Source organism: Bullifex porci (assembly GCF_009695635.1).
Lineage (GTDB): Bacteria > Spirochaetota > Spirochaetia > Sphaerochaetales > Sphaerochaetaceae > Bullifex > Bullifex porci.
This window is the reverse complement of sequence record NZ_VUNN01000016.1, coordinates 34711-59287: the sequence shown is the minus strand read 5'-3', so window position 1 is coordinate 59287 and position 24577 is coordinate 34711. Positions and strand designations below refer to the sequence as shown.

Annotated in this window: 32 protein-coding genes; 6 read left to right on the top strand and 26 right to left on the bottom strand. The window is 34.3% G+C overall.

The window, feature by feature from the left end:
- Positions 1–293: transposase domain-containing protein (locus FYJ80_RS08350; protein ID WP_206361037.1), on the top strand; the 293-nt coding region annotated here is incomplete at its 5' end.
- 340 nt (positions 294–633) lie between these two features.
- On the opposite strand, the gene FYJ80_RS08345 is transcribed toward FYJ80_RS08350, so the two are convergent.
- The 11 genes from FYJ80_RS08345 to FYJ80_RS08295 all read right to left on the bottom strand — a co-directional run bounded on the left by FYJ80_RS08345 (position 634) and on the right by FYJ80_RS08295 (position 9862).
- Complete coding sequence (locus FYJ80_RS08345; protein ID WP_206361036.1) at positions 634–1767, bottom strand: RNA-guided endonuclease InsQ/TnpB family protein; 1134 nt, start codon at positions 1765–1767, stop codon at positions 634–636.
- A 167-nt stretch (positions 1768–1934) separates the two neighbouring features.
- On the bottom strand, positions 1935–2288 hold the full coding sequence (locus tag FYJ80_RS08340; RefSeq protein WP_154425898.1) for a TIGR04076 family protein: 354 nt from the start codon (positions 2286–2288) through the stop codon (positions 1935–1937).
- Complete coding sequence (locus FYJ80_RS08335; protein ID WP_154425896.1) at positions 2272–3186, bottom strand: helix-turn-helix transcriptional regulator; 915 nt, start codon at positions 3184–3186, stop codon at positions 2272–2274. Before FYJ80_RS08335 ends, FYJ80_RS08340 begins: the two co-directional genes overlap by 17 nt.
- Positions 3187–3225: 39 nt before the next feature.
- Complete coding sequence (locus FYJ80_RS08330) at positions 3226–4554, bottom strand: MATE family efflux transporter (protein WP_206361035.1); 1329 nt, start codon at positions 4552–4554, stop codon at positions 3226–3228.
- The gene (locus tag FYJ80_RS08325; RefSeq protein ID WP_154425894.1) at positions 4551–4838 is read right to left on the bottom strand and encodes a hypothetical protein; all 288 of its coding nucleotides are present in this window, start codon (positions 4836–4838) and stop codon (positions 4551–4553) included. Before FYJ80_RS08325 ends, FYJ80_RS08330 begins: the two co-directional genes overlap by 4 nt.
- 69 nt (positions 4839–4907) lie before the next feature.
- Complete coding sequence (locus tag FYJ80_RS08320) at positions 4908–5402, bottom strand: DUF6434 domain-containing protein (RefSeq protein ID WP_154425892.1); 495 nt, start codon at positions 5400–5402, stop codon at positions 4908–4910.
- 209 nt (positions 5403–5611) lie between these two features.
- Entirely contained in the window at positions 5612–6379 is a 768-nt protein-coding gene (locus tag FYJ80_RS08315; RefSeq protein WP_154425890.1) for an Rpn family recombination-promoting nuclease/putative transposase, read from the bottom strand.
- A gap of 280 nt (positions 6380–6659) precedes the next feature.
- A complete protein-coding gene (locus FYJ80_RS08310) occupies positions 6660–7694 on the bottom strand; it encodes a S66 family peptidase (RefSeq protein WP_154425888.1) in 1035 nt (344 codons plus the stop codon).
- 2 nt (positions 7695–7696) lie between these two features.
- On the bottom strand, positions 7697–8164 hold the full coding sequence (locus FYJ80_RS08305; RefSeq protein WP_154425886.1) for a GNAT family N-acetyltransferase: 468 nt from the start codon (positions 8162–8164) through the stop codon (positions 7697–7699).
- On the bottom strand, positions 8161–8625 hold the full coding sequence (locus FYJ80_RS08300) for a pyridoxamine 5'-phosphate oxidase family protein (protein WP_154425884.1): 465 nt from the start codon (positions 8623–8625) through the stop codon (positions 8161–8163). Before FYJ80_RS08300 ends, FYJ80_RS08305 begins: the two co-directional genes overlap by 4 nt.
- A gap of 85 nt (positions 8626–8710) precedes the next feature.
- Positions 8711–9862 carry an MFS transporter gene (locus FYJ80_RS08295; RefSeq protein ID WP_154425882.1) on the bottom strand — a complete coding sequence of 384 codons (1152 nt, stop codon included), beginning with the start codon at positions 9860–9862 and terminating at the stop codon, positions 8711–8713.
- Between the two features lie 72 nt (positions 9863–9934).
- Here FYJ80_RS08295 and FYJ80_RS08290 point away from each other — a divergent pair, with 72 nt between their 5' ends.
- Entirely contained in the window at positions 9935–10807 is an 873-nt protein-coding gene (locus FYJ80_RS08290) for an AraC family transcriptional regulator (RefSeq protein WP_154425880.1), read from the top strand.
- Positions 10808–10831: 24 nt separating this feature from the next.
- Here the strand turns inward: FYJ80_RS08290 and FYJ80_RS08285 are convergent, their stop codons facing one another.
- Positions 10832–11959: a glycoside hydrolase family 88/105 protein gene (locus FYJ80_RS08285; RefSeq protein WP_154425878.1), complete on the bottom strand. Its 1128-nt coding sequence runs from the start codon at positions 11957–11959 to the stop codon at positions 10832–10834.
- Positions 11960–12151: 192 nt separating this feature from the next.
- On the opposite strand from FYJ80_RS08285, the gene FYJ80_RS08280 reads away from it, so the two are divergent.
- Positions 12152–12943, top strand: coding sequence for an aspartate dehydrogenase domain-containing protein (locus tag FYJ80_RS08280; RefSeq protein WP_154425876.1), 792 nt, complete (start codon positions 12152–12154; stop codon positions 12941–12943).
- Between the two features lie 40 nt (positions 12944–12983).
- Here FYJ80_RS08280 and FYJ80_RS08275 read toward each other — a convergent pair whose 3' ends face one another.
- On the bottom strand, positions 12984–13853 hold the full coding sequence (locus FYJ80_RS08275) for a carbohydrate kinase family protein (RefSeq protein WP_154425874.1): 870 nt from the start codon (positions 13851–13853) through the stop codon (positions 12984–12986).
- Between the two features lie 65 nt (positions 13854–13918).
- Between FYJ80_RS08275 and FYJ80_RS08270 the strand changes: the two genes are divergently transcribed.
- Positions 13919–15805 carry a GTP-binding protein gene (locus tag FYJ80_RS08270; protein WP_206361034.1) on the top strand — a complete coding sequence of 629 codons (1887 nt, stop codon included), beginning with the start codon at positions 13919–13921 and terminating at the stop codon, positions 15803–15805.
- On the opposite strand, the gene FYJ80_RS08265 is transcribed toward FYJ80_RS08270, so the two are convergent.
- Entirely contained in the window at positions 15795–16961 is a 1167-nt protein-coding gene (locus tag FYJ80_RS08265) for an MFS transporter (protein ID WP_154425870.1), read from the bottom strand. The two genes, FYJ80_RS08270 and FYJ80_RS08265, sit on opposite strands and share 11 nt — an antisense overlap.
- Before the next feature lie 150 nt (positions 16962–17111).
- Between FYJ80_RS08265 and FYJ80_RS08260 the strand changes: the two genes are divergently transcribed.
- Positions 17112–18074 (top strand): Gfo/Idh/MocA family protein, encoded by a 963-nt coding sequence (locus FYJ80_RS08260; RefSeq protein ID WP_154425868.1) that lies wholly within the window; start codon positions 17112–17114, stop codon positions 18072–18074.
- Between the two features lie 3 nt (positions 18075–18077).
- On the opposite strand, the gene FYJ80_RS08255 is transcribed toward FYJ80_RS08260, so the two are convergent.
- The 12 genes from FYJ80_RS08255 to FYJ80_RS08200 form a co-directional block, all read right to left on the bottom strand.
- Entirely contained in the window at positions 18078–18200 is a 123-nt protein-coding gene (locus FYJ80_RS08255) for a DUF2871 family protein (RefSeq protein ID WP_154425866.1), read from the bottom strand.
- 474 nt (positions 18201–18674) lie between these two features.
- On the bottom strand, positions 18675–18806 hold the full coding sequence (locus tag FYJ80_RS08250; RefSeq protein ID WP_154425864.1) for a DUF2871 family protein: 132 nt from the start codon (positions 18804–18806) through the stop codon (positions 18675–18677).
- Positions 18803–19459: a hypothetical protein gene (locus FYJ80_RS08245; protein WP_154425862.1), complete on the bottom strand. Its 657-nt coding sequence runs from the start codon at positions 19457–19459 to the stop codon at positions 18803–18805. The genes FYJ80_RS08250 and FYJ80_RS08245 overlap by 4 nt, the downstream gene beginning before the upstream one ends.
- Before the next feature lie 8 nt (positions 19460–19467).
- Complete coding sequence (locus FYJ80_RS08240) at positions 19468–20016, bottom strand: TetR/AcrR family transcriptional regulator (protein WP_206361033.1); 549 nt, start codon at positions 20014–20016, stop codon at positions 19468–19470.
- A gap of 66 nt (positions 20017–20082) precedes the next feature.
- Positions 20083–20340, bottom strand: a complete 258-nt coding sequence (locus FYJ80_RS08235; protein WP_154425858.1) for a TfoX/Sxy family protein — start codon at positions 20338–20340, stop codon at positions 20083–20085.
- Between the two features lies 1 nt (position 20341).
- Positions 20342–20737: an arsenate reductase ArsC gene (locus FYJ80_RS08230; protein WP_154425856.1), complete on the bottom strand. Its 396-nt coding sequence runs from the start codon at positions 20735–20737 to the stop codon at positions 20342–20344.
- Complete coding sequence (locus FYJ80_RS08225) at positions 20734–21036, bottom strand: thioredoxin family protein (protein ID WP_154425854.1); 303 nt, start codon at positions 21034–21036, stop codon at positions 20734–20736. The genes FYJ80_RS08230 and FYJ80_RS08225 overlap by 4 nt, the downstream gene beginning before the upstream one ends.
- Positions 21037–21046: 10 nt before the next feature.
- Complete coding sequence (locus FYJ80_RS08220; RefSeq protein WP_154425852.1) at positions 21047–22042, bottom strand: permease; 996 nt, start codon at positions 22040–22042, stop codon at positions 21047–21049.
- Positions 22043–22046: 4 nt separating this feature from the next.
- The gene (locus FYJ80_RS08215) at positions 22047–22316 is read right to left on the bottom strand and encodes an ArsR/SmtB family transcription factor (RefSeq protein ID WP_154425850.1); all 270 of its coding nucleotides are present in this window, start codon (positions 22314–22316) and stop codon (positions 22047–22049) included.
- A gap of 57 nt (positions 22317–22373) precedes the next feature.
- Positions 22374–22838 carry a CDP-alcohol phosphatidyltransferase family protein gene (locus tag FYJ80_RS08210; RefSeq protein WP_154425848.1) on the bottom strand — a complete coding sequence of 155 codons (465 nt, stop codon included), beginning with the start codon at positions 22836–22838 and terminating at the stop codon, positions 22374–22376.
- Positions 22839–23168 carry a hypothetical protein gene (locus FYJ80_RS08205; RefSeq protein ID WP_154425846.1) on the bottom strand — a complete coding sequence of 110 codons (330 nt, stop codon included), beginning with the start codon at positions 23166–23168 and terminating at the stop codon, positions 22839–22841. It lies immediately after the preceding gene.
- Between the two features lie 108 nt (positions 23169–23276).
- A complete protein-coding gene (locus tag FYJ80_RS08200; RefSeq protein ID WP_154425844.1) occupies positions 23277–23684 on the bottom strand; it encodes an iron chaperone in 408 nt (135 codons plus the stop codon).
- Between the two features lie 312 nt (positions 23685–23996).
- Between FYJ80_RS08200 and FYJ80_RS08195 the strand changes: the two genes are divergently transcribed.
- Complete coding sequence (locus FYJ80_RS08195; RefSeq protein WP_154425842.1) at positions 23997–24443, top strand: hypothetical protein; 447 nt, start codon at positions 23997–23999, stop codon at positions 24441–24443.
- Positions 24444–24577: the final 134 nt, after the last annotated feature.

The window sequence follows — 24577 nt, the reverse complement described above, 5'->3', positions numbered from 1 at the left end:
TAAATTTAAATAATTTCCTTTTCTGTATTACTGAAACAGGAGCTGATGTTTCTGCATTCTTCTTCTCTTTGATTGCATCTTGTAGAAACCTTGGTATTAACCCAACTGATTACTTGGCTCATTTGTTCCTGAATTGTAATAGGGTTAAGAATGGAGACAGGGAAGCTTGGAGAGCTTTGCTGCCTGGAAAGTGTAAGCTTGATGATGTTATTGAGCTGAGAAAGCAAATTGCTGAAGCTAAACCTCTTGAAGGAAGAACAGAACCATATGTTCTTAGGGGTCGTAACAATTAAATTGTAATTTAAGCAATTAAATCTTTTATTCATAAGGACAGTTTACTAGGCTGTCCTTTTTAAATATATAAGCGGTGAAATTACGAATACGATAAACAAGACCTGCTTTCATTTAATAATTATCATTTTTATCCTTTAATATTGGTAAATCGAATTGTTTAGTCTTAACAATATTTGATGTATCAACTCCACGTTTTGCGTCCCCCTTATGTATATAGCAATTTGACGTACTCCCACGGGCAAGCCCATGGGAATCTGGCCATGGTAACGACGATTGCACCCCGAAGGGCGTCTTACACCGTCTCTGGCCCGCGAGACCCGTCCGGCCTCGCCTTATAGTCTAGGCGTCCTTCGCCTGTTCCATTCGATTCATGATACGCTTTGCCTCAGCGAGTATGTTCACCGCGGCATTCACGTCCCTGTCGTGATACACACCGCATTCCGGGCAGGTCCACTCACGGACACTGAGGTCTTTGGTGCTCGGCCATACATGTCCGCAGACGGAGCAGGTTTGGGACGACGGGTAGTACCGTCCAATCCTGATGACCCTGGTCCCGTACTTTCGGGCACACCACTCCAATATTTCCACAAACTCCGAAAACGCATAGTCGTGGACCTTGCGTCCCCACATCCTCGCCATACCCTTGATATTAAGGTCTTCTATGGCTATGACACCGTACCTTGAACAGAGTTCATGGCTTAGCTTCCAGAACCAGTCCCTGCGTCTGTTGGCGATATCCTGGTGCCTGCGGTACAGTGCCTTCAGTGCACGCTCGTATCCGTTGCTTCCCATCACCTTACGGCTCAGGGCACGGCTAGCTTTTCGGACTTCGTTTACTCCCTGTCTGAAAAACTCTGGGGACCTAATCATAGTGCCGTCCGACAGCGAAAGGAACATCTTGAGTCCGAAGTCCATGCCGACCTCTCCGCGCCCGTCCCTGGTTTCACGTATGGTGACGGGGCTGTCGGTGGTGACGTAGACGAAAAACTCTCCGAGTATGTTGCGCTTTACCGTTACGGTCTTGATTTTGATCCGCTCCAGGAGTCCGTCATAGGAGTCCCAGTATCTGTAGATGTGTCCGTTTATGCTTATACGTCCGCCAGTAAGGAATCTGTATCCCGCCTGTTTGTAGGTGACGCTTTTGTACTTTTTGACCTTGCGACGTCGCGGTGGCGAACATTTGACTCCCTTCTCCCTGTTAGTGAAAAACAGCCGGTACGCCCTGTATATCCTGTCGGTTATCTCCTGTACCGCCTGACTTCCCACATAACGCCAGTGGTGGTTTTCATCCACGTTGCGAAGACCACGGAGCTGTTTCTGGAGTTCGTATTTATCTAAAAGCTTCCCTGTTTCAGTATAGTGGTCCTGTATGATTGTCAGTGCCGTGTTGTATATGATACCGGCGATATTTATCATATCATTAAGGTATCCGAAGTCATCGCTACCATACAGTTTTACTGTCAGTGTCCGCATGACATCATTATAGCACATTTTATGGCATTACGCATTATCGCCTTTCATCTCTCGGCAAAGGTGCGTGAGCTTTCTCGGCGGTTAATTTGTAACATCCACTACTATATTTTTTACAGCCTCTCCAGGGGATCCACATTCTAGACATCTATCTCTTCTCCCTCAGATAATCAAGTCTCATGAACAATATTGCCAGTATAGAAATTTGCATTTCCCAATGGCTTTGCTGAAAGATGGAAGACAACACACCCATCAGGACAAACTATATCCTTTTCAAAATCATCCTGTCCTCCAATATTCTTTAAGCTCCCACCACTCCTTATTGCTTCCATAATTGGATATACTATCATCATGAGCTTTGGACAAATTCCTTGGTTTTGCTTGTTAACAGGACACCCATAGGTTGAGTGATATTCATCTCCTATCTCTTCACCATTTCTGCAATAGCCCTCTGTTTTATCACCTCTAAGATAGCCCTTAACAGTAATTGCAAATTCATACTCTTCATCAAACCATTTTTTCATATACACACCTTATTTCATCACAAAATTTACAAATTCTTTCTCTTAAATATTCAGGCTCTAATATCTCTGCTTTATCACGAAAGGATAGAAGAAATGGCAAAAAGTAATCTTCATCTGCGAATTTCCCTTTAAATAATACTCTTTTATCTGGAAGTGTAGTTAAATTCTCTCTTCCAAAGCTTTCATATACTCTCCACCTTACAGAGCTATCAAAGATAACACTTACATCTAGAGAAGGATTAAAGTATTCTTGCTCAGCGAAGACTGGCTCTGCAGGCTTTCTATCTATATAGCACTCATCTAACACCTTGATATCATCTATTCTATTAAGCTTAAAAAGCCTCATAGCAGAACGCTCTATAGAATATGCCCACACATACCAATTAGACCAATGAAATACTAAATAGTATGGTTCAACTCTTCTTAATTCATCACTTGTTGGACTTATATATCTAAATGTAACAAGCCTTCGACTTTTTATTGCATCCTTAAAAGTACTAAGCTTTGAAGTTATCTCATCATGAGCCCAAGATGAGAGATCAATTAACATATACTCATTAAGTGTAAGTACATTAGAAGAGCCTTCACTAAGCTTTTCCATTAAGTGACGATTACTACTATTATTACTAATGCTATCAAGGCTTCTTAATCCAGATAATATTGCAGCCATCTCACTATCAGTTAACAGAGTTTTATCAAGCTTAAAGCCCTCTACTATTGAGATACCACCTCCTAGACCTTGCTTTGAAACAATTGGAATTCCAGCCTGAGCTAATGTATCAATATCTCTTTGTATCGTTCGCTTACTTACCTCTAATTTCTTAGAAAGCTCAGATACTGTTATACTTTCCTTTTGAAGTAATATCGATAAAATTGTTAATTGTCTTTCACTCTTCATAGCTCTATTATAGAGCAATAAATATGACAACAGTGTGTCTTATTTATTCATTCTTAAATAGGGATTTAATAAATAAATCAGAATGCCTGTAAGGTCTGCTAAGAACCACCCTATTACAATTGATACCCAAATACCAACTACACCAATAAATGATGATAATATATATGCTAGTACGACTCTAGTTCCTAAGGAAATTATTGTTAATAATAAGCTTATTCCAGGCTTAGATAGAGCTCTAAATAACCCATATAGCAAGAAAAGATAGCCAATACCAATGTAGAAGGAGCCTTCAATTCTTAGGTATCTTACTCCTTCATTTATTATAGTGCTATCACTAACAAATATACTCATTAACTCACTTGATAACAGGTTTAAAATAAGTGCCATTAATAGACAGTAGATAGTTGAAATAGAAAAAGCAACTTTAATTCCTTTCCTTATTCTATCACTTTTCTTTGCACCACTATTTTGCGCAATAAAGGTTGAGAATGCATTACCAAACTCCTGTGAAGGCATATAAGCAAAAGCATCTATCTTTACTGCAATAGCATACGATGCCATTATTACTGCTCCAAAGCTATTAATTAAACCTTGGACTAACAATATTCCTAAGTTCATTACAGACTGCTGTAAGCAGGTTAATAATGAAAAGCTAAACAGATTCTTTAAAACGCTTTTTTTAACTCTTTTAATTCTTATAGCTCCCTTTAGTAGCTTTGAATATTTAAAGGAATAGAGCATAATACCAAGCCCTGCTAAATACTGTGAAATTATAGTTGCAGTTGCTGCTCCAATTACTCCAAGCTTTAGTAGCAAAACAAATATAATATCTAAAAGAATGTTCAAAATAGTAGAAATAGCTAAAAAAATTAAAGGTGTTTTAGACTCTCCTAATGCTCTTAGGAATGAAGAAAAAAAGTTGTATAAGAAAATTGCAGGAATTCCTAAATATATAAATATTAAATAGCTTTTCATAAATGGCCATATAGTCTTAGGTACACTTAAAAAGCTCTCAAGTAAATTTATTGTTAAATAAGACAGTGATGTAATTATTATTGTTAATATAGCAATTAAGAAAAATGCTGCCGCTAAACTGTCCTTAAGGCCATCCTCGTCTCTTTGTCCGAATCTAATAGAAAAGAGCGTTCCACTTCCAATTGAAAGGCCCAAAATTATTGAAGTAATAAATGTCATTAGAGTAAATGAAGAACCAACTGCGGCAAGGGCATTAGGACCTAGTGCATAGCTAACAATTAGAGTATCAGCAATATTATAGCACTGCTGAAGTATATTCCCTAAAATCATTGGTAACGAAAAAACGATTAATGAATAAGCTACATTTCCTCTTGTTAAGTCTCTTTGCATCATAGCTCAGAAAACTCCACGCTATATGTCCCTTTATAGTTTTTGCAGCTTATAGTTACTTTATATTTACCACTTTTTTCTAATCTAACAACGAAGCATGCAGGCAAATTACTTCCCTCATAGGGAATATAAGAAGGATCCGATAAAGAAGCTACCTTTAATCCTATTTTTCCACTTTCCTTTATTGAGCTTACCTTTAATTCGCCCTCTTTACCCTCACTTATATTATACTCTCTATTTTCAATTCCATTATAAATTGTAAGCCCATCCTCAAGCCTTACTGTCATCTCTTTCTCTGTAGAACATGATAGCAATAAGATTAAAATCAAAAAAAATAAAAGAAAGCTTCTTTTTCATCATAGCTCCAATACGCTTAAATCTGATTTATCAAAAATAGGATGCAAGGAATTAGCTTTTTTAAAATTCCAACACCTTATTGCATCACTAAGAGTATATCCCTTACAGGAAGAAAAGAAAGCTTTAATATATGCATTATATTCAAATTGAGGATCAATTTTCTCTTTCACTTTTATTACATCCTTATACGCATTAACAGCATCTAGATATGTTTTACCTGCATTTGCTTTTAACCATTTTTGAAATGAGACCTTAAAGGAAAAACCATTTCCTAGCTTACTCACAAAATACTCTCTATGCTTTTGTGAGCAAACTATATTCTCTTCAATTAGTGTTTCATCTGTGATAACAGTAGGAGTATTACTCTTTACTCTAGTTTTAATAGTTGTAGGCTCACCAGTTTTTAATCTATAAATTAAATCTTCCTTACTGCCACTAACTGGTAGACCTAAAGCCCTACACTCTTTCTTTAGCTCTTCTTTAGTTTTATACATAAGCCTCTTCAATTTATCGTTAAATATTATCGATTGTTAATTATATTTTCAAAAGAGAATACTACCTTAATAAATCATTTAATATGATAATTGTAGCATCAATATAATAGATCTTCTTTGCTAGAGGAAAGTTAATAATATTAATGATTAACTTAAAAAAGCATGTAGCAAGGCTTTCTCTTGCTATCATGCTTATTAAGATAACTTAATTAAAGCTTATACCCTAAGGTTTCTGCGATAGATAAGAACTCTTCTTTAGGTAATTTTGAGTTCTCAATTGCACAGTCTAAGGTAATAGTGCCTTTTTTAACTAAGTCTAATAAAGCTTCAGCCCTGCCTGTTTTAAAGGATTTTGCAACATACTCACGCATTGCTTCACAAACTTCGTCTTCACCAATTTCACTTGTCTTATAATACATAGTACACTCCTTAATTACATCGTCTTTCATTGTCTTATAATCACTTGATATAAGGCTTTGCATTAAATTGTCTAATTCTTTTCTGCCTTTATTCTTTGCATTTATATAAATTATACGGCTCCCATCATCAAGTGACAACTTCGATTGGTCATCATATCTCTTAAATTCATATAACTGCTTACCTTTATCAAAGATATCATCCTCCATTAAGAATATAACAATTTGGTCTTTTATTTTGTTATAGTCCTTTTCTCCAGCTTCCAAAGTATATTTAACATCTATTGCTGATGATATATACCTTGCTCGCTTTCTCAAATTACCCGTGTTAGTTGCTTGTACCTCTATGTTATATAAATTACCCTCACTATCAACTGCAAGACAGTCTAGTATGACAGAGTGACTATCTTTAAAGAGGTGAATATCATCTTGAGTATTTACACTTAAGATTTTTATATCATCTCTATTTAAAGATAATCTGACGATATGCTCTACAAGAATAATATTACCCTTAGCCATTGTTCGAAATAAGGTGTCATCAATTGGCCTTAATTCCTTCACAATTTCCCTTTCTTCTTTTGTATATTTTGTTCTTATTATCAAAATATTTATCCTTTTTGAAAATGTAGTATTTGGCGAGAAAGTATAACGAGAATTTACTCTCTCTTTTTTTATTACCTCCTACTAGTAATACAAAAAAACTTTTAAATTTTCGTAAATTTGAGAATCTAACAGCTAAAAGACACCATAAGATAGTGTTTCTACTGCTATTACCTAAAAAAAATAGTTCTACTAACCTTAAAGGAAAGTAGAACTTTAGTTATTTTCTTTGATCTATATTTTAATATTCAAATTCTATTACCTGTTTTGAAATATCAACATGAGCAGTAACACCAAAAGGTATTATGCATCTTGGAGTTGAGTGCCCAACATTTATATTTGCAGCTATTGAAAGATTCTTATTACCAACCTCGCTCTTTAGAATCTCGAAATACTCATCTTCATATGTTCTATCCATTGGCTGACCAATTAATAAACCATTTATAACATCAAAAATTCCATAATTACTTAAGGCTTTAATCATATCACGATATTTTTTAGCAGAAGCCTTCTCCTCACTACTCTCTAGTAATAAAATCTTACCCTTCCATTCATCAAGAGATGGGAAAAGAGAGTATTTTTTACATAGCTCAGGTGAGTCCTTATATCTTGTACCATCAAAGATATCGTAAATAGTATCGATACAGCCTCCTAAAATCTTACCTGAGAATATAGAAGAGCCTTGAAGGAGTATGAAGCCTTCATTACTATGCTCTTTCATAGTAGTACCTATAGCATTAGCACTGAAGTCCTCTCTTGAATCATACCAAATGGAGGAAGGAACTATTTTATCTATCTTTCCAGTTGTTATTAGCTTATTAAAATAGTTTTTTGAGTAAGGTAGCATGCTACTTGATAACTCACATACATCTGATAAAAAAGCTTGTCCATAGAAGGTTCTTAAGCCAACTTTGTTGAGCATCAAATGGTTTATAGTGGAGTCAGAAAACCCTAGAAAGATTTTTTCTGAGACAGCATTTTTTAATTCATCATTTTCAAATAGATAAGGCAGTAAGCGATATGTATCATCACCTCCTATAGCACATAAGATCATATCAATAGAAGGATCCTTAAATGCCTGTAGTAAATCTTTAGCCCTCTCTTCAGGGTGGTTATCTAGATACTCAAGTCCCTTTAAAGCGTTAGGCATAAAGCAAAGATCTACACCTAATTCTTTTATTCTCTTTTTTCCAAGCTCTAATTCATGTGCTACAAAGGCTTCACCCAATATACCTTTTGAAAGGCTGACTATAGCAATTTTATTAACTCTATTCATAATTATAAATCGAGCTCCATTATGAACTCATCCCCCTTATCTTCAAATACTCTATAGCCAAGCTTCTTATATAGTCCTACTGCTCTATTAGCTTTTTGACATGAAAGAGAAAGTCTTTTATAACCCATTTTTCTATAAATGGTAGCAATTTCTTCCATTAAGCTTGTACCAATACCGAGACCTCTAAAGCCCTCCTTAATTGAGATACAAAGTGATGGAGTGAAATTATCTATGTGCCCATAGTCATTCATAATTCTTCCCCACACAGCACCAACTAATTTGCCCTCATTATCTGCTACAAGACAAACATCACTACTCTCTGAACCAAAATTCTTAAGGTACACTTGTAGCTCAGCTTTATAGATAATATCAAAAGGAAAGGGCTCTGCTCCTTCACTCACAAATAAAGCATCATAGAGGAAGCCTTCCATTTGCTTTAACTCATTTTCTTTTATTGGTCTTATTATCATTTTTTCTCTTTAGCACTTAGCTCTTTCGCAACAAATTTAATAATATGAACAGAGTCACACATACTATCTGTTATTTCAAAGTGCTTTCCACTTTGGTTTTCCATAATTAGCTCTAGCGCTATTCTTTTTTCATTTAAATCCTCAACCAAAGCTACCTCTCCCTTAGCAAAGATAGATGAAAAGGTTGATGTATATGCACATGCATTTTCACTTTCCTGGAGGACAACATTGCTCTCAAGAGTAATTGCAGCATTACTATTATTTTTTATTAAATCTATCTTATGACCTTCCTTTGCACTATGCATATAAAACACAAAGTGATCATCATTAGTAAAGCCATAGTGTAATGAAACAATATATGGGTATGCCCCATCAAAGAGCGCAAGATGCAAATATTTTGCTTCTTTAATAATTCTTAGAATATCTTCTCTATTTGTAACTTCTCTATCCTTTCTTCTCATAGCTAAAGGTTACCAACAAAAGAAGAAAATAGTAAGATACTCTCCTTTCAAAGCTTGCTAAAATAAGGAAAGTATCTACAAAGTATTATTTAATCTTTTTCTGTAAGCGCTCAAAGGAAATTAACATTACTACAAATAAAATAGTTATATATACTGGAAGCAGCGATATATCTGTGAAATCTGCAATAAAACCAAATAGAGGTGGTAAAGCAAGTACTCCGATATATGCAAATGCCATTTGAATACCAATTACTGCTTGTGATTTATCCTCTCCAAAGGAGTCTGGAGTTGCATGTATTAAGCTTGGATAAATAGGAGCACAGCCAAGACCAATTAGTATAAGACCAATTAATGTAATTATTGATGAGGCTGGGATTATCATTACAATAATACCAATAGCAATGATAGTTAAACCTATTCTAACCATCGTTCTATCTTTAAGCTTTAATGCAATAATTGCATTAAGACCTCTACCAACTGTTATACCGATAAAGAACATAGATGCATAGCGAGCAGCCTCCTCAGCAGGTACTCCCTTATACATATTTAAGTAGGAGCTTGCCCAGAGCCCTGCACTTTGCTCAACACCACAATAGCACAGAAAACAGAGTAAAACTTCCTTAACTCCCTTAATTTTAACAACCTCTCTTAGGCTTAAGGATTTAGTCTCCCTGCCATCAACTATTCTTTCTCTCTTTTTCCAAAGAGGAAGAGAGAATAAAAGTATTGCAGTTAACCCAATTTGTAGCATTGAGATATAATAATAACCTGAATTCCAGCCCTTATTATTAGTTAATGCATAAGCCATAATATTTGGTCCTGTAACTGCACCTACTCCCCACATACAATGTAAAAGGCTCATATGCCAGCCCTTATAGTGAAGTGCTACATAGTTATTCAAGCAGGCATCGACACTACCTGCACCAAGGCCATATGGAATTGCAAATAAGCAAAGCATCAAAAAGCTTGATGAAATAGAAAAGCCAAATAGCGCAAAGGCTGTTAAGACAACACTTATAGCTGTAACCTTTCCAGGTCCTAGCTTTAGGGTGAGTCTATCACTTTGAAGACTTGAAACAATAGTTCCAAAGGCGATAATAACAGCAATAATACCTGCATATGAAACAGGAACATCTAGCTCCTGATACATTGTTGGCCAAGCAGACCCCAAGATCGAGTCAGGAAGACCAAGACTAATAAAGGAAATATAAATAACAAACAATAGAATAGTTGTCATAGTGCGATAATATCATAAATAAACTATCACCAATATGATTAATCAAGTTAATTTATATGATAAAATCGTCATATGGTTAATTATAGGTGTGTTACAAAAACCGATTCAACAAAAAGAGAGCTAGAGGCTCATGGAAGTATTCTTTTTCCTATAGCCTGCTACGATGAGGATCTATCAATTGAGATGGTAGGTGTTCATTGGCATGAGGAAATTGAGTTTATTATTGTCACAGAGGGAGTATTAACTCTCCATATCGATACAGAGGAAGTTAAATTAAATATTGGAGAAGCTATATTTATTAACTCAGGTCATCTCCACTCTGCGAGTGGAAATGGAAAGCTAAACTCCTTAGTCTTCAATTACACTTTAATAGGTGATGAGAATACTATCTTCTTTCATGAAATAGTTGCACCTCTTTTAGAAAATGATAAGCTTTCATATCTTATTTTAAACAGTAAAGCTAATTGGCAGAATGTTGTAATTGAAAACATGATGAGCGCCTATACATTAATTAGAGATGAAGGCTATGACTATGAAAATGAAGCTAGATACCATATTACAAAAGCACTTCGCATAATTGCTGAAAACACTAAGGATATTCAAAAAATAAATAAGCATGATGAGGTAACCTATAAGAGGATAAAGAAGGTTTTACGTTTTATTGATGATAGCTTAAGTGATGAGCTTAATAATGAGCAGCTTTCAAAACTAATTAATGTAAGTGAAAGTATATTACTTAAAAGCTTTAAGAAAACAGTAGGAGCCTCTCCTATGCAATATGTTATAAAAAAGAGAATTGATAGGGCTCGATATTTAATTATTACTACAGATAAGAAAATATCTACTATAGCCTCTGAGTGTGGCTTTAATGATATGAGCTACTTTGCAAAGCAATTTAAAAGAATTGTTGGGACAAGCCCTAAGGAGTACAAAAAAGAGAGGTAGAAATTCTACCTCTCAAAAACAAGCTTACATTAGTTTTTTTATCTCTGTGTATGCCATTATAAATGGACCTACACCCTTAGCATCATTTTCTACTATTGGCTCAGAAATATAGTATTCGTAGGAGCCATCACGACGAGTATTATTCTCAGGTCCAAGGCCTGCAACTAAGCAGATATCCTTCAAGTTTAGATCTCCGTTTTCTGCACTCATCTTATTTTTAACAATACCATTAAAGATCTCGGCACCCTTAGCAGCAAATTCTTTATCCAGCATACCAAGTCTTGCACCCTTTAATAGAGCATATGAAACCATTGCAGAGCCAGAGGTTTCAATGTAATTTCCCTCTCTCTTTGGGAAATTTGGAACCTGATAGAACATCTTAGTCTCATCATCCTGGTAACGTAAAATACCATTAATAGCTTCAGTAAAGATTGCTTTTATAGCAGCTCTATCCTCTACATGATCTTCCTCTATATAGCCATATACATCGGCAAGTCCAACTAGGAACCAACCAATAGATCTAAGCCAGAAGTTTTTGCTTAAACCTGTAGTTTTATCGGCCCAGAAAAGTGTTCTTGAGCTATCATAGCCATGGTAATATAGACCTGCCTTCTCATCATACATTAAAGCTCTTACATTCTTAAACTGCTTAATGATATCTGAGTAATCCTTACCACCAAATGTACTCTGATATCGAGTATAGAAAGGCTGCATCATAAAGAGTCCATCAAGCCAAATCTGGTCATGATAAATAGCCTTGTGGATAAAGTTTCCTTCCTTAGTTCTTGGATGCTTTTCTACCTGTGAATAGGTAAGCTTAATTGCCTTTAAATACTTCTCTTCACCTGTAAAGCTATATAAATCAAAGAGAATTCTACTCTCACAAACATCATCTGTAGAGTACTTAGTTGGCTCATAGCCAAGGATAGAACCATCATCATGAACATAGTAGCTAATAAAGGAAATAACGAAGTCTAAATACTTCTTTTCACCGGTTGTCTTGTACATCTCTAAAAGAGAGGTAGTCATACATCCATCGATATAGTTCCAAGCAGGCTTCTTACCCTGCTTAATTGATTCAATATTCCAAAGTGGCATATCAGGAGCACTTGTCATTAGCTTATCAATGTATTTCTCAATATTCTCGTACATATTATCCTCTTTTTAAGAATACACTGTGAAATAAAGAAACTCAAAGACTAAGTTTTGAATCATTCCGATAATTACACAATATGTCATTTTTTTTAATGAAAGATTTTTGTATGGATAATATAGCTTATGAACGTTTTTATACCAATTGCCCTAAAGATTAATAAATGTCATAGTAGCTAAAAAGGAGAAGGTATGAAGACTTTTGTAATTGTAGGCTGTGGTCATCTTGGAAATATCGTTGCTAATGCATATAGAAATGGACTATTAAAGACTTATAAATTAATTGGAGCATATTCAAGAAATAGCGATGATACAATGGAGCTTTTAAAGGGTATTGATGCAGCTGTTTGTGGAGATATTCCATCATTACTTGCATTAAAGCCAGATTTTATAGTTGAAACAGCTTCAATAAAGCTATTAAAGGAATTTGCAGTAGAGGCACTATCAAATGGAAGCAGTGTAATTCCTCTTTCTATTGGAGCCTTTGCAGATGAAGAGTTTAAAGAATCGTGTAAAGAAGGTGCAAAAAAGGGAAAATCTAAGATTTATATCCCTAGTGGAGCTGTTGGTGGTTTTGATGTACTTTCAACAATATCACTAATGGCTGAAGTAAAAAAACAGGATATTAAAGCTGGTATTCATACAAGGAAGGGTCCAAATTCACTCAAAAACACACCACTTTATGAAGAAGAATTACAAGCTAGTGAGAAGGATGTATTTAATGGTACAACTAAGGATGCTATTTCTCTACTTCCAACTAAAGTAAATGTTGCAATTGCTACTGCGCTATCAACAATAGGTCCAGATAATACAAGTGCAAAGATTACAAGTATTCCAAGCTTTCCAGGAGATGATCATAAACTAACAGTTGAAACAGATGGACTTAAGGCTGTAGTTGATATCTGGTCTGAAAAGAGTGATATCGCTGCATGGTCAGTAGTTGCACTACTTAGAAATCTTTCATCAGAAATTGAGTTCTTCTAATGCTTTAATAATAGCTGCTTCATAACATTAATGAGGCAGCTTATAAAACTAAAGCAGGCCCCTCATGAGAAACTACAGTGGAAGCTAAATAATTTGCTCTATCTAACGCTTCTTCCTTAGAAAGCCCCATTGTAAGATAAGAGATATATGCACCAATATGGCAATCACCAGCGCCGGTTGTATCAACAACGTTAGTTTTATAAGACTCTTTAAATATCATCTCTTTATCTTTGTATAATAGAGCACCTTTATTTCCTAGTGTGACTATAATATCATTATTACTTTTATTAAATAATTTCCCTACTCCATCCTCTAAGCTATTGCTATCAACTAATGAAAAGAGCTCACTCTCACTTACATGGATAATAGGGTTTAATGCTAAAATTCTTTCAACTCTATCTTTAGGTATAAAGCTTACTCTTGGGCCTGGAGAAAAGAAAATCTGTAGGTTTCTATTATTTTCAAGGAATGTGATAATCTTATCACCACTTTCCTCTTCAATTTCAATTCCGCAAATATAGACACTATCAAAGGAGGTTAAATCAATGTCCTTAAGCCAGGAGTTATCAAATGTATACTCAACTCCATGGTAAGCAATAAAGCTTCTCTCTCCACTCTCCTCTACTAAGCAAATACATGCTCCATGCGGGGCACTCGAAACTCTAAATGGAGTAATCCCCTCTCTATTTAGCTCCTTTAAAGCAAACTCTCCATACATTCCACTTCCAATTGAAGTGCAATGAAGATGGTCAACCTTCAAAAGGTGAAGTACTCGTGCAACATTAAAGGCACACCCTCCTAAGCTAAAGCTATGAGGAAGAGAGTTTACAGATCCAGCAGAAGCTGGAAGCTTTGGAAGAGGTACAGTGATATCAACAGTACAGGAGCCTATAATGAGTACTTTTTTCATAAGTTGAATAATACGACCAAGGTGGGTGTGCAAACAATAGTTTTAGTATGCTATCATTTCAAATTATGAGCTTAATTACTGGAATAGTTGCACATGTAGATGCAGGAAAAACTACACTCTCTGAAGCAATTCTTTATAAAATGGGAGTAATAAGAAAGCTAGGAAGAGTTGATGATAGAAATACCTTCCTAGACACAGATGTAATAGAAAGAAAGCGTGGTATAACTGTATTTTCGAAGGAAGCAATAGCCACATCTAAAATAACACTTCTAGATACTCCAGGACATGTTGATCTCACAGCTGAAATGGAGCGTACTCTTTCTGTATTAGATGTAGCTATATTAGTGCTTAGTGCCCCTGATGGAATTCAAGCTCATACAAGAACTCTTTGGCCAATGTTAGAAAGAGCTAATATACCAACACTGATATTTGTTAACAAAATAGATATGTTTAAGGGTGAAAAGGATCAACTCTTAACATCACTTTATAAGGGCCTAAGTGATAATATTATTGATTTCTCTAACATAGAGGAACAGGGCTTTATAGAGAATATTTCAGAAAAGGATGACGCTCTTACAGAGAAATATTTAGATAATAAAGAGATTACTATTGATGATATAAAAAGAGTAATAAAGGAAAGAAAGGTCTTTCCTTTACTATTTGGTTCAGCCTTAAAGCTTAATGAAATTGATAATTTAATTAATATTCTTACAACCTATTTTGAGCCAAAGCCATATAGTGAAAGCTTTAGTGGAATAGTATATAGAGTCTCTCGTGATAAGCTAGGAGCAAGGCTTACACACTTAAAGGTCACTGGTGGAGTTTTACATGCTAAGGATATGCTTGGTGGAGAAAAGGCTAATGAGCTTAGAGTATCATCTGGTGAAAAGGCTGAAACCGTTAAGGAGGTTAAAGCGGGAGAGCTTGTACAAATTGTAGGGCTAAAGGATTCAAAGCCAGGGATGTGCTATGGAAGCTCCATGCAATATGTTCCAACTGCTATTCCTGCTCTAACATACCAAGTAATAGCAAGTGACCAAACAGATATCTCAAAGCTTTATAGAGCACTAAGTGAGCTTCAAGAGGAGCTTCCTGAGCTCTCACTTGGAATTAATAGAGATGAAATTAGAATCTCACTTATGGGTGAAATTCAAAAGGAAATAATTACAGACATCATAAAAAGACGATATGGAATTGCTATCGAATTAAAGGATGGAAAAATAAAATATAAGGAGACTATTGAAAATAGCTCACATGGAATTGGTCACTTTGAGCCCCTTAAGCACTATGCAGAGGTTCATTTAAAGCTTTCTCCTGCGCCTAGAGGAAGTGGCCTTTCCTTTAAAAGCTTAGTGCCAACAGATCTATTAGAGCTTAACTGGCAACGTTTAATACTAACTCATCTAAAAGAGAAGGAGCACCTTGGCATATTAACAGGAAGTCCTATTACAGATATTGAAATTACACTAATAGCAGGAAGAGCACATTTAAAGCATACAGAGGGCGGTGACTTTAGAGAAGCAACATATAGAGCAGTAAGAAATGGTCTTATGAAAGCAAGGTCCATATTACTTGAACCAATCTATTCCTTTATTGCGATAATCCCAGAAAGTAGTGTTGGTAGATTTTTAAGTGATATCACAATGATGAGTGGTAATGCGACTATAAAGGATTCTAGAGATAGCTTTATTACTCTTGAAGGTAAGTGCCCAGTTTCAACAATGCTTAATTACGCAATTACTTTACGCTCATATACAAAGGGCGAAGGAACAATAACTACTGTAGTATCACAATATGATAGATGTCATAATGAGGATGAAATAATTAATAGTATTTCCTACGACCCTCTTTCTGACTTAGAAAATACACCATCGAGTGTATTTTGCTCCCACGGAGCAGGATTTCCTGTTCCATGGGATAGAGTTGAAGAGTTTGCTCACATCAAGCTTTAGTTGGTTTAGTTCTAATAATTACTAAGCAAACAAATATAAGCATTATGATAGAGACAACATATCCTATACTATAAGAGGATGTAATATCATAAAGGTAATTCATAAAAAATGGTGCAATTGAGGAGCCTAAGAAATTAAAGGCAGATGCATTTCCTGAGGCTGAAGCAAATAGCTCCTCTTTACAGAGATATCTTGCTAATACAGGGTATGATACAGAGCCTAAAGCTGTTGCCATTGCAGCTCCTATAATCATAGTTGGGTGCAGAATTTGATTTACTCCAAATAGGTAGCTTAATGCACCAATAATACCGATAGAGCATGAGATTACAATAGTTTTAACAACTCCCAAGCGGTCATATAGCCAACCCATTATAAGCTTTGCTAAGCATAAGCCACCCATGAATAGTGAATTCATAGATGCCGCATACATCTGTGAGAACCCTAAATCATATAGGTGTGGTGGCATTGTTTGTGACATAATAGTAATACCAAAGCCAATTGCGGTTGCTAATGCCATTAGCTTACCAGTTCCTGGGATAAATAGTGCAGATGAGTGCTCTACATTTTTATCAACACCATAGTTTTCATGGTTAGGCTTTACTAAAAGTAAGGTAACTGGAATTGCTACAGCCGCTAGCATAATAGAAAGTACTATAAATGCAAATTGGTATCCCCTATTCTCAATTAAGCTAGCTGATATAACATTTAATATCATTCCGCCAATGCCAGAACCCATGAAAGCAATTCCTACCGCAGTTCCCTCATTTTTCTCAAACCAGTCATGAATTAAAACTGAGTAAGCTGCAAATGAAACATATGGCATCATAAGACCAAGTAGAATAAAAACTATATAAAAAACAAAAAGTGATGTTGTAAAGGCGAGAGAGCCAAATAGTATAGGCATTAGAATAGAAGCAGTAAGCATCAGCTTCTTTAAATCATATCGTCTAAATAGCTTTCCTGACATTATTGAGCCTACCATATAGGCACAATACAGTAAGGTTAGAGAGATATTAAAGCTTCCTCTACTAAATCCATTTTGAGTACAAATTGGGATAATAAATAGCGAAAAGCAATTAACTATTGCAGCATAAATTGTTCCAGTCATTACTGTCCCTGAAATAGCTATCATCCAGGCTCTTGTCTTCTTATTCATAGCTGTTGATTATCATCTTTTTCATTATTTATAACAACTAATTATCAGAATTATGTAAAAGTAAAGCTTTATATTCTTCTTAATAATTTAACTAGGCTTTTTTTGAAAGTTTTCTTCAAATTACGCCCTACTCTAGTTATAATATTTTTTATGAATTGGGGAATTATTGGAACAGGTAATATTGCATCAAAATTTGCAAAGACTATTAATCAGATGAATAATGAGGGTGAGAGAGTAATAGCTGTCGCATCAAGGTCTCAGGATACGGCTGAGAGCTTTGCAAGAGAATATTCAATTAACAAAGCATATAGCTCTTATTCTGATTTATTTAGTGATGATGATATAGAAATTGTCTATATTGCAACTCCAAATAATTTACACAAGGAAGAGATAGAGGAAGCTTTGCTAAACTCAAAGCATGTACTATGTGAAAAGCCTATTACTCTTAATCCTGAGGATGCTATTAGCCTATATTCACTTGCTAAAAGTAAAAATCTCTTTTTAATGGAAGGACTTTGGACATATTTTCTCCCAGGAGCAAAGGAGCTTAACAGGCTTATAACTCAAGGCGCTATTGGTAAGATAAAGAGTGTCAAATTAGCATATGGGTTTGCACCTCAAGGAGCAAGAAGAGAAAGAAAGCTCCTATCTAAGCTTGGCGGAGGTGCTCTTCTTGATATAGGCATCTATAACTTAGGACTTATTTCTACATTAGGCTTAAAGGACCTTAGCATTTCATCTACTAGAGTTAAGCTAAATGAATATAATACTGACAGCTATTCAGAAACAAAACTTATTGCAGCTAATGGAGCATTAATTACTTCAATAAATGCAATAGATCAAGAATATGAAAGAGTATGCACAATTATCGGTGATAAAGGGAAGATAATTATCCCTGATTTTCAACACCTAACAAGCTTTACTGTAAATGATAAGGAATATTCATTTCCAGTTGAGATTAATGGCTTTGAATATGAAATTAGAGAATGTAGAGCTTGCATTAGTGAAGGAAAAACTCATAGCGATATCTACTCTCCTGATATCAGCATATATCTTTCACAGCTGATATACAGGATAAGAATGCTTTGGAATATGAAGTTCGATTGTGAATAAGCTTTATTCACATGCTTTTCTAAATGAAAGTAAAAGTGAGATAAAGCCAATAGCAATTAATATGTGCCCTATCCCCGCAAGGCCTGAGATAGAGGCGCTAACACCCTTTGAAATATTAATTGCCAAAACTTAAGTAATTCCTCTAGCTACTAGCATTATTACAGTTAATATTAGTCCTATATCGTATACATAATTAAACTATAATTACGCATTACCGCCTTTCATCTCACGGCCAAGGCGCGTGAGCTTTCTCGGTGGTTAATTTGTAACGCTTTACATACTCTTTCATAATTTTACCTCTGCAAAAGTCATTATAGTAGAAAAAAAAATGAATTTTTAAAAGTCGATATTTACTAGAAAATTAATATTCCATATTCGTATTTCTATATTTCTTGTTACATTACAACAATATTTTAGCGTGGCTATCAGTGGAGAAAGTACATCCATGCTGATTACATCTAATAATTTAAACCAAATTGAATAAAACTATTGCAATCTGTTTTTTATTTCATACTTTCCTACAAAGGACTTTTCTTTTTCAAAATCAATTTGCTTAGTAAAGAGTGCAGCTATTAAATAAACTAATGTTCCTAAAACTAATTAATGCACCTGAACCTTTCCAAGAGCGGTTGTACCAATAAAGCTCATTATTTTTGTAAACTCTCTATAAAATACTCCACCAGCCATAGCTAGAAGAGCATAAAATATAGAACGATTTATATATTTCTTCATTTATTTCTCCTTTGAGCATTAAATGAAATTAATACGGACCAAACATATGCACAGGTCTTTGGTATCATAAGCATACCAATTATTGGAATACTATCTGCAAATAGAACTACAGGGATGTAGCATGCAAAGCTAATAATTATTGATAGATACATCCATCTAAAGGCTTTGTCTTTTCTCGAAGCTCTATAGTAGAGCACTACTATAATTACACCTAAGATAGTAAATGGGATATTTCTATAAATTCCCCAAGCTAAAGGCGCATCAGCACTTGTCCAGCCATTTTGAGGAAATAGACATAATATAATTCTTGCTATTGCTAGTGCCCAAACACTAATTGTTAAAGAGCTTTTTCCACTAACACTATAGCGTTCTCTGTAAGCATAGTACATTAGCACATAGAAAATAGTCATAGTTATAGATGTAATTAACTTACCAATTCCAAGTGGAGCTATATAATTATCTAACCCTGTAGTACATAGAGCAACTGCTCTAGGTACTAGGTGAAAGGCATCTCCAAAGCCCAACGTTACAGCCATTATACCAAATAAAAGATATTGCCTCTCACCTTTACTTCTTTTAACCATAATAAAGCCAAGAGTAACAACTGTAATAAGATATACAACATCAAATAGAGTTTCAAATATTGCTTGCATATATCCTCCTAAATAATTCTTTTGATCACTTCAATTAAAGCTTGTTCATCAAACGTATTTAGCTCAGCTAGTAAAATATTTGAAAATACAAATGAAACAAACTCATCCCTACTAAAGGAATTAGAAAAGCAAGAGCTATCAATAGTCTTATCATTTTCTAATACAGAAAGCATCATAGATTTAATGTGGATAAAGCAATTATTCATCCTATCCTTTGCTTCATCCTTCACCTTTGATTCTAAAATCATTGAGTGTGTTACAAAAAAGTTAGGATATTTTTCTTTACTATCCTTAAGGCATGAAAGTATAAAGACAACAAAGTCTAAAAATGAAATATCATCCTTACATTCCTTAATATGGAAAATATCCTTCCATATACTCTCAATTACAGCTAAAACTAATTCATCCTTATTTGAGTAGTAATTATATAGAGTTCCAAGTGCAATGTTACACTCTGCAGCAACAGAACGCATATTAATAGCACTTAAGCCCTTTTCTTGAGCTATCATGCGTCCTGCTTTTAATATTTCTTCCTTTGATGTGATAGTTAAATTCACAAAAAAAGCCTCCATAATGAACAATGTTCATCTTAGAGGCTAAGCTTCTTCAAAGTCAATAAGCTATTATATTTTATGATCACCATAAAAGGCTTTTAAATCTGCCTTAACACTATCTGGTAAGTCACTTTTCTTTACACCCTGAATAGCACCCTCTAAAGCTAATAGTCGATGAATACAGGCAGAGGAATCGATTTCCTGAATCCTTAACCATGCATTCTTAGAACCAAGCTCTTTAAGCTTTTCAAGGCTATTGATACCAACATAAATTAATTGCTCTTCAACCTTTGGACCTATATTAACAGCTTTTGATAGTTCTCCCATATTAGATATCCTTAATCCTTTCTTTTAATTCTAAAACCTTTTGCTCGATTTTATTAATTGTTTCTAAAAAGAACTCATCACTCTTTCCTGTTGGATCCTCTAACCCCCAATCCTCTCTAAGCTTACATGGAAGAAAAGGATAGCTGACATTGCAGCCCATTGTAACAACAACATCAACAGGAGGTATATCTGATAAAAGCTTACTATATTGCTCCCTTTCCATATCGATACCATATTTAGCCTTCATCAATCGAACTGCATCTTGGTTAATTCTAGGTTTAGTCTCAGTTCCAGCAGAGAAGCTTTCAAATACATCACTAGCTAAATGCTTACCTAGAGCTTCTGCAATTTGGCTTCTACAGGAATTATGAACGCAAATAAATGCGACTTTTTTCATAGTAAATTATCCTCAATTAGCTTCTTTACATCAGCTGTTCTAACAAGCTTACCCTTAGCAGCAACCTTATCATTAATTACTATTAAAGGCATACTCATCATCCCATATTCCATGATCTTCTCTAAATCTGTAATGTATTCAACCTCTATATTAAGTCCTAATTCCTTACATGCAGCTTGTGCATATTCATATTGCTTATGGCAGGTTGAACACCCAGCACCTAAGACCTTTATATTTTTTAAGCTACCCTTTACAGGTGTAATTTCTTCCTTATTTTTATTAAAACTAAACAAGCCCATAAGATACCTCCTATATTATAAAGCTCTGGATAAAATTAAAGAAATATCCAACACAAATTATACCTACTGTACATATTGCAATAAAAGTTCCTAATAGCTTTGGCTTAATTGCCTTTTTTAGCATTATCATCGATGGAAGAGATAATGTTGTAACTGCCATCATTAAGGAAAGCACTACACCTAGCTTCGCACCCTTTGCTAATAGAGCTTCTGCAATTGGGATACAGCCAAAGATATCAGCATACATTGGGATTCCACAAATTGTAGCAATAAATACGCCAAAAGGATTTCCATTTCCAAGAGTCTTAACAACTAAATCCTTTGGTATCCAATTGTGGATAATAGATCCAATTCCAACTCCAATTACGATATAAATAATGACCTTTTCTAACGTTGTTATCATCTTCGAGAAAGAGTAATCAACTCTATCTCTTATTGTTAGCTTTTCATCCTCTACCTCTATCTTTTTACCTCGATAGATAAACTCTTCAACGTAATTTTCTAGGTGTAAATGTTCAATTAAAGTACCACCAGATACAGCAATAACTAACCCTAAGAGGACATATATTATGGCAACCTTCCAGCCAAAGATACTCATTAATAGTACGAGTGACCCTAAATCAACCATTGGTGATGATATTAAAAAGGAAAAGGTAACACCTAAAGGTAAGCCCGCACTTGTAAAGCCTATAAATAATGGAATTGATGAGCAGGAACAAAATGGTGTAATTGTTCCAAGTAATGCAGCTAAAATATTAGCTCCAAGCCCATGAAAGCGTCCTATTATTCTTTTAGTCCTTTCAGGAGGGAAAAAGCTTTGTATATATGAAATAATAAATATAAGACAGCAAAGTAAGACTACTATTTTTATTAAATCATAAACAAAGAAATGAATAGTTCCACCAACCTTATTTGTGATATCAAGGCCTAAGGTATTTATTAAATTTCCTACTAATGTATATAGCCATTTCATGCCTAGTATTTGGTTTTGAATAAAATTCCACATAGTCTTACCTAATATAATTGTTAAGCATATTTTTTACTCTCTCACTACCCTCTTTTGATATTGAGTAATGCATCCACTTTCCATCTTTTCTGTAATCAACAAGAGAGCTATCACAAAGCAATTTCATATGGTGTGATAGTGTTGATTGTGTAATATTTAGTTCCTCTAATAAAACACAGGCACACCTCTCACCATCTTGTAATAGACTTAAAATTCTTAATCTATTTTCATCTGCTAAGGCTTTAAATATTTTAGCATCCTCTCTATACCCCATAGTTAACTCCTATGGGAAAAGTATAAAACATATTGACAATTGTCAATATATCGATATTTAAAACCCTTTAATTCTTTCCTCTATAGCAGCAACAGTTGCTACTATGCAAATGACAATTGAACAATATGTTATGTTAATTATTTCCATTGTTAAAGGAAGCAAGAATAATAAAAACCCCGTTACTTTATTTAATACACTATGATGATCAACAATACCTCTATTTTTAATTATTGTTGAAAGCTTAATTAAAGCTATTAAGAAAATCCAAATTATTATCCAAATTGGAATTTCTAGAAATGGTATTAGCTTTATAAAGCATACAATAAAGAAAATAGTATCGGCTATAGTATCAAGAAGAGAGCCAATACGGGTAACACTATTTGTTTTTCTAGCGATGTAACCATCCAACATATCACTAAGACCAGCTATTAGATAAAGGAAATAGAAGGCCTTAGAAAAGGTAGGAAAGAATAATATTAGTATACTGAAAACAATTCTAAATACTGTGATTATATTTGCCATCTAAGTGAGTTCAACTTCATTCTCTTCTAGCCAGCCTGAAAATACAGAATTGTAATAATCAGAGCTATGGGCTATAAAATCATCATACAAATTCAATTCTTTCAACTTAGCAAGAAATGGTTCTACGTAATAATGATATCTTAGTGCATTAAAAAGTTGCTTTCTAATCTCTTTATCATAAATGCCACCAAATTTAATAAAATCCTTCATTACTTCTTTATGGTCGATTTCATCGAATTTTAAAAATCTAACATTATTAGGATCCTTATAATCAAGAGTTAATTCCTCATGCATTCGATTATGTATGTTCTTCAGCTCTATAGAGGACAACGATTAAAGACTTTAGTATCTCTATGATAATAAATATTTTTATCCTCTTTATTAATTACAAACACTAAATCCCAAAAAGTCGCCATATCTTATTTCTCTATTATTAAATTATGCATGATTCCCTGTTTCAATGCACCACTTTGCTATCTTTATTATTAAATCTTTATCAATTTTTCCATATGGAATTCTAATAGTACCTTTATCTGTTTTATAAGCCTCAAGCTCTTTGCTAAAATGATTAACAGCTTTAGGACCTGGATAAAATCCAATATGCTTTTTTGATGCTGCAAAATGTAAGATATTATGTTCTTTCCAAAAGGTAGGCATGCTCCATGAAATCTTCTCAACAGCATCAGGTAATGCTTCATGGAGAATATCCTTTAAATACCTAAGATCCTCACGCTTATCTTCATCTTGAGCTAAGATATATTCATCGATAGTTTTAGGCTTTTCACCAAAATAGTGACTTTGATTAATATTTTTAAACTCTCTTCCACAATTATTCCAAGCATTCATTAACAACTTTCTCTATATGTCTTTTTATATACATAAATTACCTCGTTTTACGGCTATTTCAAGATGTAATCTTATTTTAGCCGAAAAATACTATTTTACTAGCTATATTTAAACAACAAATCATTGTACCAATTATAATTCAGAAAAATGGTTCCATTTGATTATCACAACATGTCTATGAATACGAGAGACATGTATAAGCCCACCTTATCATTTATTTATCTTGCTTTCTGCTTTTGCATAGAGATTTTTAAAGTCATTCTTTTAATTAAGCTTGTTGATTTTTTCTTTTTAGCTAGTTAGTGTTTTTCTATGTATTTTGGATTTTCAATTAAAGGATTAATAGTATTTATTCTTCCAATGATAATAAATATCATCTATGTAATATTTCCTCCTAGTGATAATAAGGAAGAAAAGGTAGTTAAGCATAAATTTGCTGAAATGCTTGAGAGTGCAACTAGGATGCTATATATGGTTTTAATTTGTTTTATAACAAATGATTACAAAAGTAGCTTTAGCAATATTATGCTTTATTTAGCTATTATTTTCTTAGTACTATATTACATCGTTTGGATTCGATATTTTATAAAAGATAGAAAGGTTGAATACTTAACAAAGAGCTTTTTATTTGTTCCAATTCCACTTGCAATATTCCCAGTACTCTACTTCCTCTTAGCTGCCCTATGGTTAGATAATTACATAGCAGCAATTGTTATGATAGTTTTTGGAATATCACACTTTATTGTTTCTAAAAACTAATAGTAGCTATTGATTTATAGCTTTCGTCTCTTTTTTTAGAGATATGCTTTTTCCTTTCAAAAGAAACCATTACCCGTTCTCCTTCTTGGATATCATCAAAGTTACCTATGTATTAAGTCTTATAAAAAGGAAAA